Genomic DNA, 6,463 nt, shown 5'->3' on the forward strand with positions numbered 1-6,463 from the left:
ATGTAAATAAATAAAATTAGTTGGGCTCTTTATATACCAATTTGTTCAAATCGACCTCACCTATCTTCTTTGTTAGTTGGGCATCCGAAAACAGCTCCAGAATTGGATCAAGAAAATGGTAAGTATAATTGGCACTATAGACAAATGGGTTGGCTATGTCAAATCCTTTGAAAACAGACCTAACCTTCATGGTCATCTGTAGTAGCACAGTTTTGTCATTGATTAAGGATTCGGCTTTATCGGGACTCATTTTGAACAATACATCCCCATTGATGTAATCCACTTGTTCGGTCTTGTTGTAAAACTGTTGTCCATATGGCGTATTAGGTAAAAATTCACCAAAATACTCCACAGAGGAAACTCCCAATGGGGGTCTTTTGATAGGTAACCGTATCCAAAAACCTCCTTTGTCAAAATCATATTGGCCTTGGAACTTTATGGCATGGACCAATTGAAAATCCTCGGTTCCATCACTAAAAAAGCTTTTGCTCCATTTTAAAATGATATCCAGATACTTTTCTACAAAAGATACATACCGCTCATTCTCCGTAAAATCGTCCGCTTGGTGACCTCCCCATTCACGGACCAAGGCACTCTTACCGGTTCCGCTCCAATCGTTCATAAAATATTCCTTTTTCAGGGCATCGGTTCCCATATCAAATGCAAATTCCTTCAATACTTTTTGGGCCAAGCTCGACTTTGCTTCTTCCTCAATGATCTTTCCTTTTGTCTGCTGCGTTAGGGCAGTCCTGTCCATCACCTTAAAATGCTCCTTCAAACTATGGATACGCACCAAGTGGGCAAACCCAGCATACCCGGTACCCGTCAGATTCCTTTTTTCACCGGCTTCCTTGGAAAGGTCCACTTTTTTGGGATTGTCCTGCATCATATAGGAATCTATGGCCCCAAATCGGGGAAGGCCCTTGAATTTCTGAACCACAATATCCTTAAAGGCTTGGTTAGGGGATTTATAAACCAGGTAATCATCCTCATTGTAAGCTATGGCGGTATTCTGTTGTGTAGCTTTTTGCTCTGTTTTTTGGGCCTCGGGTAGTGTTATGGCCTCAGTTTGCGTATTCGTTCCATTCGCCGAATCTTGTTTCCCATCCAAAATATCACCCACTTTCTTATCGGCCTTTTTAATTATTTTTTCCTCGGCCTGCTGCTTCAATTTTTTAAAAAACTGACCGTTCATGTTCTGAGGCAATGTCATCAGCAATACCCCTACAATCCATAAAACTTGTTTCGTACGATTACATTTCATTTGATCAATCTTTAAATTTAACGGTCTTCATATCCACCTCTCCCATTTTTTTGGTTAGGGGGGCATCCTTATAAAACTCCATTGTTGTACTTTCCAACTCAAACTCCCAATCCACATGGGTAGGATTTGTAATACGAGGTGTCACCTTCACCTTGAACACCACAAATACGGGTGATCTGGATTGGAGGTTAAATTCTTTGGCCGCTGTTGGGTCTACGGACAAAAAAACCTTTTTTGATGTGTTCTTCAAGGTTTTTTCATTCTCAGAGTAGGCCAAAAAATTGGAATTATGAAGTATAAAGTCCCCTCCTATGGAGAATATATTGCCAATCCAATAGCCTTTATCCTTAAAATCATATTTTTCAGCTACCGCTCCCCTAGCCACGAAGTAGGCGACTTGGCTTCCATTTTCATAGAATGTTTCACTCCAATCCCGAAGGGTCTCAAAATGATTCTTGATAAACTTGGAGTAACTGCGATTTTGGGCAAATTCATTGTTCCGTGTCCCTCCCCAGCTAGGTACAATGGTTCGTTCACCCACGGCATTGGTAAAATTACACGGGGCCTTTGCTTCGGGGTCACAAAAGTATTCTTGCATATTTTCATCCGAAAAAACATCCTTTGCGAGCATCAACAAATGATGTTGGGCCTTATTGGAGTTCTTTGCCTTAAGGTCATTGTCCGCATAATTGTATGAAGTGAGTTTTGACCGGTCCATATCCTTGAAAAGGTCTTCCATAAATTTAAGTTCCAAGAGTGCCCGATAGGCTTTGCTATGGGTCGGGGCCGTAACCCCCCTATGATAATAAACATCTCCATAGCGGGGAAGTCCCTTGTGAGATTGTATGACCACATCCATAAAATCCTTGTTGGGGGCCTTATAGGTGATAATATTATCGTCCTTAATTTCAGGCGATTTATTCTGGGTTTGATTTCCTATCGGTATGCTGTTTGGGGATGTTTTGTTTGTTGATGCAGGCCCAGTCTTTGGACTTGGTTTCTCTTTTTCTGGAGCCGATGTCTTTTCCCCTTCCCCATTCAATAACTCATCGGTTTTTTCACTGGCCTTATTTACGATTTTATCCTCCACATTCTTTTTCAGTTTTTTTAAAAACTGTCCTTGGACCGAGATTGGCGCCAACAGACCAAAAACCGCAACAAGCAATATGGATTTGGTTTTTATATCTTTCATTTTCATAGCTTAGATTTTATCTGGTTTTGGACACCATGGAATTGATGTCTATTTCCCCCACTTTTTGGGTAAGGCCATCATCCGAGTACAGTTCTATGACAGGGCTGTTCAAACTGAAGGTGGTCTTGAGCTGATCTGCACGATAATTTTCCACTCCATTCAGGTAGCCGGTCACATCCAACACCAAATAGAGGTATTGGTGCTTTTCAGAAAAGTGCTCTGCCTCTTCCGGAGACATTTTGAAGAGGATAGAAGTGCCATTGGGATGCATCAAATTTCTTTCGGTGGAGTTGGATGGTTGAAGTCCATACCAATGTAACAAAAAGCCAGTGTTGTAAAATTGATTGGTATTGAACCAATAACCCCCATCCTTAAAATCGTAGGTGCCCAAATTGGTTCGGGCCACATAGTATCCCTCCAAGGTATTGTCTGTATAAAGGGTCTTTGCCCACTTTTCTAACATGGGAAATTTTTCCTTCACAAAAGCGGTATACGCACGCAATTTCTGAAACTCCGAAGCCCCCCTGCCTCCCCATGGCCTTTGGTTCCTTGGTTCGTTGTAATACCCTTCTTGTGGAAACCCGGAAACACAATCCTCTTCTTTTGGGTTGCAGAAAAACCGAATCAACTGTTGTGTATTGCACAATGCATTTGCCAAGGCCAGTACATGCTGCTGGGCGGTGAGGGATTTCAACTCTTCCTCATACATATTTTGCTTTCGTTCGGTAAAAAGATCTTTGTCCATTACCGCAAACATGTCTTCCTTAAACCTCATCTTCAAAAGCTCCATAAAGGCGTGCTTACTGGCCATATGGTGGCTGGACCGTTTGTCCATTTCAAAATACCCTTCTTCCCTAGAGCTTATATAGGTGCCATCGGCCTTCACAAAATATTCATCCTGTACCCCAAAGCGGAGCTTCCCTTTGTGGGTCTGTAAGGATAGGGAAATAAAATCGGTACTGGGTGGATCAAAAACCTTTTCCATTGGTTGGCCCCACCCTACTCCTTGGCAAACAATTATTATAATTACAAAAAGCAAATTCTTCATAGATCAATTGGTTTTTAACGTGAGGTTGGCAAGGGAAAGCGTCATAAAATGTTCTGTAAGGGCTTCGTCCTCATAAATTTCCACATCGCTGTCCACATGGGAATAGTTGAACTCCACAGGGTCATAAGGAAAGGCCATCGGTTTGCCCGAACGTTTCAATTTTATCTTCTTCACCAAATACAACCGGTTGATGTCTTCCTTCAAGAACCGTTCGGCGGTCTGTTCGTCGATTTTGAGAAAAAATTGAAGATTGTTCTTTCCGTTGATTTTCTTCAAAAGTTCATGCTCATATGCCGCAACAGGCTCGAAGACCACTCTTTTGGCCCCACCTTGCTTTGGGGTAAAAACATCGTTCAGATTAAGATAATGTCCTACCCAATACCCTAATTTGTCAAAGTCATACCCCCTTCCAACATGAAGTGTGGATACATGGTATCCTACCATTTCATCATTTTTGAAAAACGATTGGCCCCACCTTTGAAGTGGCTCCAAACATACCTCAACAAAAGAGGTATAATTGCGAAGCCTCTCAAACTCGTTTTTTCCTTGATTGGTTTGGTTGCAGGCATTGTCCAAACAAAGATTCGGACCGACTTGGGTCCGTAAAAACTGCTGTAGAAATGCGGAATTCCGTTGTTCTTGTGATGTATTGGAACTGGCCACGGTCAAACGCCCGCGGTCCAGATCACTCATAAAGGGCTCCAAATATTTCAACCCCACCAAAATGGAAAAATTCAAGAGACCGTTTCTTTCCTTTTTGTTCTGTTCCATCACATGGGCCCCATCATTTCCCCGTGCGGGTCTCATCGCGGGCGTGGCACCCGTATTCTTAACCATATGACTGTTAAATGCCCCAAACCGAGGAAGGCCCATATGGGCCTGTAGTTTAACGGGAGCAAACTTCTCGGAAGGTGGATCGAACACAATCAGATTGTTGGCACTTGGGGCCTGTGCCTCTAATTCAAGCAACCCCAAGATAGCCAACAATACCCCCAAACTTATCTTATGTATCATTTTCTTCAATATGAACCGTTACTCCCACGTTATCACTCCATCCATAGTCAAAAGCTTGTCATCATCGGTATTGATTACCGTGGTACCTTCAAAAGTGACTTTTTTGGCTTCGAAATCAACTTCAAACCCATCTCCACAGGCCATAAAGAATCCTTGATAGGGGGAGGAACACGCATGTGGATATTCTTCCCCGTTCTTTACAATGGTCATGGAAATGGTCTTGTCGATATCGGGTGACCCCCCAGTGGAAAAATCCGCAGCCACGATCACAAAACCGCTCTGGTCATTACTATAGACCAGTTCGTTATCTACCACTGTAATATTATCGGAAAGTAATATGACAGATTTGTCCGTTCCTGTCAATGATGCATTTCCGACCTCAATGTTCCCTACGGTCAAAGAAGTCCCCAAAACCCCAGTCTCCTCCCCGGACAACTGGATGATTCCCTCAACCTTTCCGGATTTCCCATCCTCTGGTTCATCGCCATCGTCAGAATTACAATTTGTGAACATGGTAAGTGTAAAAATGGAAAGGAAAAACAACTGCATTTTTTTCATAGTATAAAATGGTTATGGTGCGTAGAAAACACCAAGCTATATATTCCCCATAGCCTATGCCACGACCACTTATTCACCGTTGTAAATATGAACATGAGCGTTGTCTTTTGTTGAATTACCGCAATACACAATGAACGGGGCAGCATATTGAGTCAAAACCTTTAAATTTGGTTTTGACCAATCACCCGCCATGCCAGATTCCTTTAAAAAGATCTTTTTAGTCCTATTGCTCTTTCCCCTTTGGGGAATTTCCCAACAAAGCGTATTGGATTCGTTACAACAGGAATTGGCCACCCATTCGGCAAAAGATTCTGTCCGCGTTTCTTTATTGATAAAAACTGCTGGGGAAATGACCTATTCCAATCCCAAGGAAGCTTTTCCTTTGGTAGATGAGGCCATTGCCATATCCTCCGAAACAGATTGGATCAAGGGGGAGAGTTACGCATTGAGACAGAAGGGAAACCTGCATTATGTTATGGGAGACGACCTAGCCGCACTGGATGTCTACCAAAAAGCGCAACATCTTGCCGAATCCATAGGGGACAGGTCACTTGAAGCGTCGTTGTTGAGCAATATCGGAAACATTTTTGCCGATTTAAAACAGTACGATAGGGCCTTGGAAAATTATGAAGCCTATTTGACCTCTGCACAAAAGTTGGGCAATGTCCCTGATGAAATAAAAGCACTGTCAAACATTGCAATCATCTACAACGACACTAAAAAATATGAAGAAGGAGTGGCCAATCTTGAAAAGGCCCTAAAATTGTCCAAACAGGAAGAAAATGACCTCTTTGTGGCCGCCATTACCAATAACTTGGCCCTAGCTTACAAAAAACTCGAAGATTACCCAAAGGCACTCTTGTATTATCAGGAGGCGGCGGATCTTGCCCACCAGATCGGGAACAAATACATTGAAGCTTCTGCCCTGAACAGCATAGGAATGGTCAATATCATATTGAAAAACTATGACTTGGCTGCCTTAAATGGGAGGAAAGCCCTTGACCTATCCCAAGAGATCGAAGCCGTGGAATGGCAAGCGGATTCCTGGAAAGTATTGAGTGAGGTATACGAACATGAAGGAGAAATGGCAGAAGCCCTCCATGCTTACAAAGAGCATGTACGTCTTCAGGACAGTGTGTTGAGCTAAGAAAAAAAATCTGAGCTGACCCGGAAGGAAATGCAGTTCAAAATGGAGAGGCAACAGGCCGAGGCCGAGGAGGAAATCAAACGGCAACATCTCGTCAAAAATGGTTATTTGGCTGGGGCCATCCTTCTGGCACTGATCTCAATTGCAAGTTATTTTCTATATAAACGCAGACGTGATGCCTTGGAAAAAAGAAAGGTGGTCGAATTCAATGCCAAGGTAGCCGAGACAGAACTCAAGGCC

Annotated in this window: 7 protein-coding genes; 2 read left to right on the top strand and 5 right to left on the bottom strand. The window is 42.8% G+C overall.

Annotated features, from left to right (window positions below):
• Positions 1-16 precede the first annotated feature (16 nt).
• From D2V05_RS08350 to D2V05_RS08370, 5 genes are all read right to left on the bottom strand, one after another.
• Positions 17-1,264: a hypothetical protein gene (locus tag D2V05_RS08350; RefSeq protein ID WP_147378252.1), complete on the bottom strand. Its 1,248-nt coding sequence runs from the start codon at positions 1,262-1,264 to the stop codon at positions 17-19.
• A 4-nt stretch (positions 1,265-1,268) separates the two neighbouring features.
• Positions 1,269-2,456 (bottom strand): hypothetical protein, encoded by a 1,188-nt coding sequence (locus tag D2V05_RS08355; RefSeq protein WP_147378253.1) that lies wholly within the window; start codon positions 2,454-2,456, stop codon positions 1,269-1,271.
• A 16-nt stretch (positions 2,457-2,472) separates the two neighbouring features.
• Positions 2,473-3,441, bottom strand: a complete 969-nt coding sequence (locus D2V05_RS08360; RefSeq protein ID WP_119647212.1) for a hypothetical protein — start codon at positions 3,439-3,441, stop codon at positions 2,473-2,475.
• 66 nt (positions 3,442-3,507) lie between these two features.
• Positions 3,508-4,518, bottom strand: a complete 1,011-nt coding sequence (locus D2V05_RS08365) for a hypothetical protein (protein WP_119647213.1) — start codon at positions 4,516-4,518, stop codon at positions 3,508-3,510.
• Between the two features lie 18 nt (positions 4,519-4,536).
• Complete coding sequence (locus D2V05_RS08370; RefSeq protein ID WP_119647214.1) at positions 4,537-5,076, bottom strand: hypothetical protein; 540 nt, start codon at positions 5,074-5,076, stop codon at positions 4,537-4,539.
• 190 nt (positions 5,077-5,266) lie between these two features.
• Here D2V05_RS08370 and D2V05_RS08375 point away from each other — a divergent pair, with 190 nt between their 5' ends.
• Complete coding sequence (locus D2V05_RS08375; protein WP_119647215.1) at positions 5,267-6,223, top strand: tetratricopeptide repeat protein; 957 nt, start codon at positions 5,267-5,269, stop codon at positions 6,221-6,223.
• 30 nt (positions 6,224-6,253) lie between these two features.
• On the top strand, positions 6,254-6,463 hold a 210-nt coding region (locus D2V05_RS08380; RefSeq protein WP_147378254.1), incomplete at its 3' end, for a hypothetical protein.

The sequence above is a fragment of the Flagellimonas pelagia genome, assembly GCF_003584135.1.
In the GTDB taxonomy this organism is placed as follows: Bacteria; Bacteroidota; Bacteroidia; order Flavobacteriales; family Flavobacteriaceae; genus Flagellimonas; species Flagellimonas pelagia.

Excerpts from the sequence above, each read along its gene's own strand:
- D2V05_RS08355 (WP_147378253.1), bottom strand. The coding sequence starts at position 2,456 with ATGAAAGATATAAAAACCAAATCCATATTGCTTGTTGCGGTTTTTGGT.
- D2V05_RS08370 (WP_119647214.1), bottom strand. The coding sequence starts at position 5,076 with ATGAAAAAAATGCAGTTGTTTTTCCTTTCCATTTTTACACTTACCATG.
- D2V05_RS08360 (WP_119647212.1), bottom strand. The coding sequence starts at position 3,441 with ATGGAAAAGGTTTTTGATCCACCCAGTACCGATTTTATTTCCCTATCC.
- D2V05_RS08365 (WP_119647213.1), bottom strand. The coding sequence starts at position 4,518 with ATGATACATAAGATAAGTTTGGGGGTATTGTTGGCTATCTTGGGGTTG.
- D2V05_RS08350 (WP_147378252.1), bottom strand. The coding sequence starts at position 1,264 with ATGAAATGTAATCGTACGAAACAAGTTTTATGGATTGTAGGGGTATTG.
- D2V05_RS08375 (WP_119647215.1), top strand. The coding sequence starts at position 5,267 with ATGCCAGATTCCTTTAAAAAGATCTTTTTAGTCCTATTGCTCTTTCCC.